This is a genomic window from Neisseria sp. P0021.S005, assembly GCF_051956955.1.
This window is the reverse complement of the sequence record NZ_JBQCWY010000388.1, coordinates 1-2,874: the sequence shown is the minus strand read 5'-3', so window position 1 is coordinate 2,874 and position 2,874 is coordinate 1. Positions and strand designations below refer to the sequence as shown.

Below are 2,874 nucleotides of genomic sequence, written 5' to 3'. Positions count from 1 at the left end.
GTGAACGTACCCGTGAAGGTAACGACTTCTACCACGAGATGAAAGATTCCAACGTATTGGATAAAGTAGCCATGGTGTATGGCCAAATGAACGAACCTCCAGGCAACCGTCTGCGCGTTGCTTTGACAGGTTTGACTATGGCTGAATATTTCCGTGACGAAAAAGACGAAAACGGTAAAGGTCGCGACGTATTGTTCTTCGTTGACAACATCTACCGTTACACTTTGGCCGGTACCGAAGTATCTGCACTGTTGGGCCGTATGCCTTCTGCAGTGGGTTACCAACCGACATTGGCTGAAGAAATGGGTCGTTTGCAAGAGCGTATTACCTCTACCCAAACCGGCTCCATTACTTCCATCCAAGCCGTATATGTACCTGCGGATGACTTGACTGACCCGTCTCCAGCGACAACTTTCGCCCACTTGGACGCAACCGTCGTATTGAGCCGTGATATTGCATCTTTGGGTATTTACCCGGCAGTTGACCCGCTTGATTCTACTTCACGCCAATTGGATCCGATGGTATTGGGCCAAGAGCACTACGACGTAGCGCGCGGTGTACAGTCTACTCTGCAAAAATACAAAGAATTGCGCGACATTATCGCTATTCTGGGTATGGACGAATTGTCTGACGAAGACAAACTGACTGTGATGCGCGCCCGTAAAATCCAACGCTTCCTGTCTCAACCGTTCCACGTTGCCGAAGTATTTACCGGTTCTCCAGGCAAATATGTTTCATTGCGTGACACCATCGCCGGCTTTAAAGCCATCTTGAACGGCGAATACGACCATCTGCCTGAACAAGCGTTCTATATGGTAGGCGGTATCGAAGAAGCGGCTGAGAAAGCGAAAACCTTAAACTAAGGAGGCCGGCATGAGCACCATGCAAGTTGAAGTGGTCAGTAGCGAGCAAAACATCTATTCGGGCGAGGCCAGCTTTGTGGTGGTTCCGACCGTTCAAGGTGAGCTTGGTATTTATCCACGACACGAGCCGATTATGAGTTTGGTACGCCCCGGCGCATTGCGTTTGACTGTTCCGGGTGAAGCTGAAGAAGTACTGGTTGCCGTTTCCGGTGGCGTTTTAGAAGTACAGCCTGATAAGATTACCGTATTGGCAGACGTTGCCGTCCGCAGTACAGAAATGGATCAGGCGCGTGCTGAAGCAGCTAAAAAAGCAGCCGAAACAGGTGTTTCTGAAGCTAGAGACGAAAAATCTTTGGCTGAAGCGCACAAAGCATTGGCAGCCGCCATTGCCCAGCTGAAAACTTTGGATTACCTTCGTTCGCAAAAAAACAAGTAATGTGGGTTCATCAAGAAAAAGCACAACGAAATGTTGTGCTTTTTTATTTATCTGAAGATAAGTGGCTTGATATTGAAATGTCGATAGATGAGTAGATGGCAAGTTTGAAATCGAAACGGTAGAACAGGTTTTTATGATTAAATTATTGGTGGATCATTATTGAAGTAGTTAGCCTTGTGATTCACATTTAAAATAGTCCACCCAATCTTTTTTATCCTCAAAAAATAGATTGGATGATTCCTAATTTATTGCTACTACAACAGATCTGAATTGATCAGTATTGAAAATATTAGAATTTGTGGAAGCTCTTGTATAAACAAAAGGCCGTCTGAAAAGTTTCAGACGGCCTTTAAACCATTATGATGGCATTCGTTTATGATTGGTCGATGGTTTTATCAAGTCCTTGGGTCAGGCCGTTGATGTCGCCACCATTTAGCCCCAACTCTTTCAAGAGACCGTCAACCAACGGAGCTTGGCTGCGGTAGCGCAGTGCGCTGTTGACCATTTGGTCTGCAAGGCTGGCTTGTGTGGTCTGGCCGTCTGAAACACCTTCCGCACCGTTTGCACCACCGGCAAAGCCACCCAGACCATTGACTTGCAAAATCTTGATGTCTTCGATTTTTTCCATTGGGCGGACGGATTCGCGGATGATGTCAGGCAGATGTTTCAAGAGGGCAAGGCGGACTTGCATTTCAACCTGTTCAACGCTCAGGACGTTGGCAGCTTCGTTCACAGCGCGGGTACCTTCGGCGTCAACCTTGTATTGTTGCTCTTGCGCTTGCGCCAACAGAATTTTGGCATCGGCCTCACCTTTGGCTTGCAGGCGGTGTTTTTCGGCTTCGGCTTCGGCGGCAATACGCACGGCTTCAGCGCGGTCTTGTGCAGCTTGTTTTTCAGCTTCGGCGGCAACAGTGAGCGAAATCGCATCTTTTTGCGCGGCTTCTTCTGCGGCAATCAGTTCGACCGCTTTAGCACGCTCGGCGCGTTCGGTTTCGCGTACGGTAATCACGCTTTCTTCTTCACGAACAGCTGCGGCACGGGCTTTGTCGGCTTCGGCTTTGGCTTCGGATTCGGCGCGTGATTTTTCGGCAACGGCGATGGCGCGGTCTTGCTCGGCCAATTCGATGGCTTTGCGGCGTTCAACCTCTGCCTGTTCAACGGCTTGGGCTTTTCTAATGTCTTCGTTTTTAATATCGCGCTCGGCGGCAATGCGTTTCAAATCCACTTCGCGTTCAGCGGCAATTTTTGCTTCTTCCGCTTCACGTTTTTTCTGAGATTCTTGTTCGGCAATGCTGGCCTCTTGTTCGGCGCGGCGGACGGCAATTTCACGCTCTTGTTCGAGTTTGGCGTATTCTTCTTCGCGCGAGATTTTCAGGCGTTGCTGCTCGGCTTCGAGGTTTTTGGTTTTGATTGCCAAGTCGGTGTCTTGTTCGATTTCGTTACGTTTTTTGCGGCGGCCTTCGATGGTTTCGGTCAGTTTGGTCAAACCTTCCGCGTCAAAGGCGTTTTGCGGGTTGAAGAACTCAAAGCTGGTTTGGTCGAGGCCGGTCAGGGAAACGGTTTCGAGTTCGAGAC

Annotated in this window: 3 protein-coding genes; 2 read left to right on the top strand and 1 reads right to left on the bottom strand. The window is 49.1% G+C overall.

The features are described from left to right. Together atpD and ACTHUE_RS14560 are read left to right on the top strand one after the other, a co-directional pair. Nucleotides 1-863, top strand: an 863-nt coding sequence (atpD, locus tag ACTHUE_RS14565) for a F0F1 ATP synthase subunit beta (RefSeq protein WP_440423850.1), incomplete at its 5' end; no start/stop codon positions are given. Between the two features lie 10 nt (nucleotides 864-873). Next, on the top strand, nucleotides 874-1,299 hold the full coding sequence (locus tag ACTHUE_RS14560; protein ID WP_003683708.1) for a F0F1 ATP synthase subunit epsilon: 426 nt from the start codon (nucleotides 874-876) through the stop codon (nucleotides 1,297-1,299). 373 nt (nucleotides 1,300-1,672) lie between these two features. Here ACTHUE_RS14560 and ACTHUE_RS14555 read toward each other — a convergent pair. Further along, nucleotides 1,673-2,874, bottom strand: a 1,202-nt coding sequence (locus ACTHUE_RS14555; RefSeq protein WP_440423848.1) for a flotillin domain-containing protein, incomplete at its 5' end; no start/stop codon positions are given.

Bases quoted from the DNA above. Each gene is read 5' to 3' on its own strand.
- ACTHUE_RS14560 (WP_003683708.1), top strand. From the start codon at position 874: ATGAGCACCATGCAAGTTGAAGTGGTCAGTAGCGAGCAAAACATCTAT.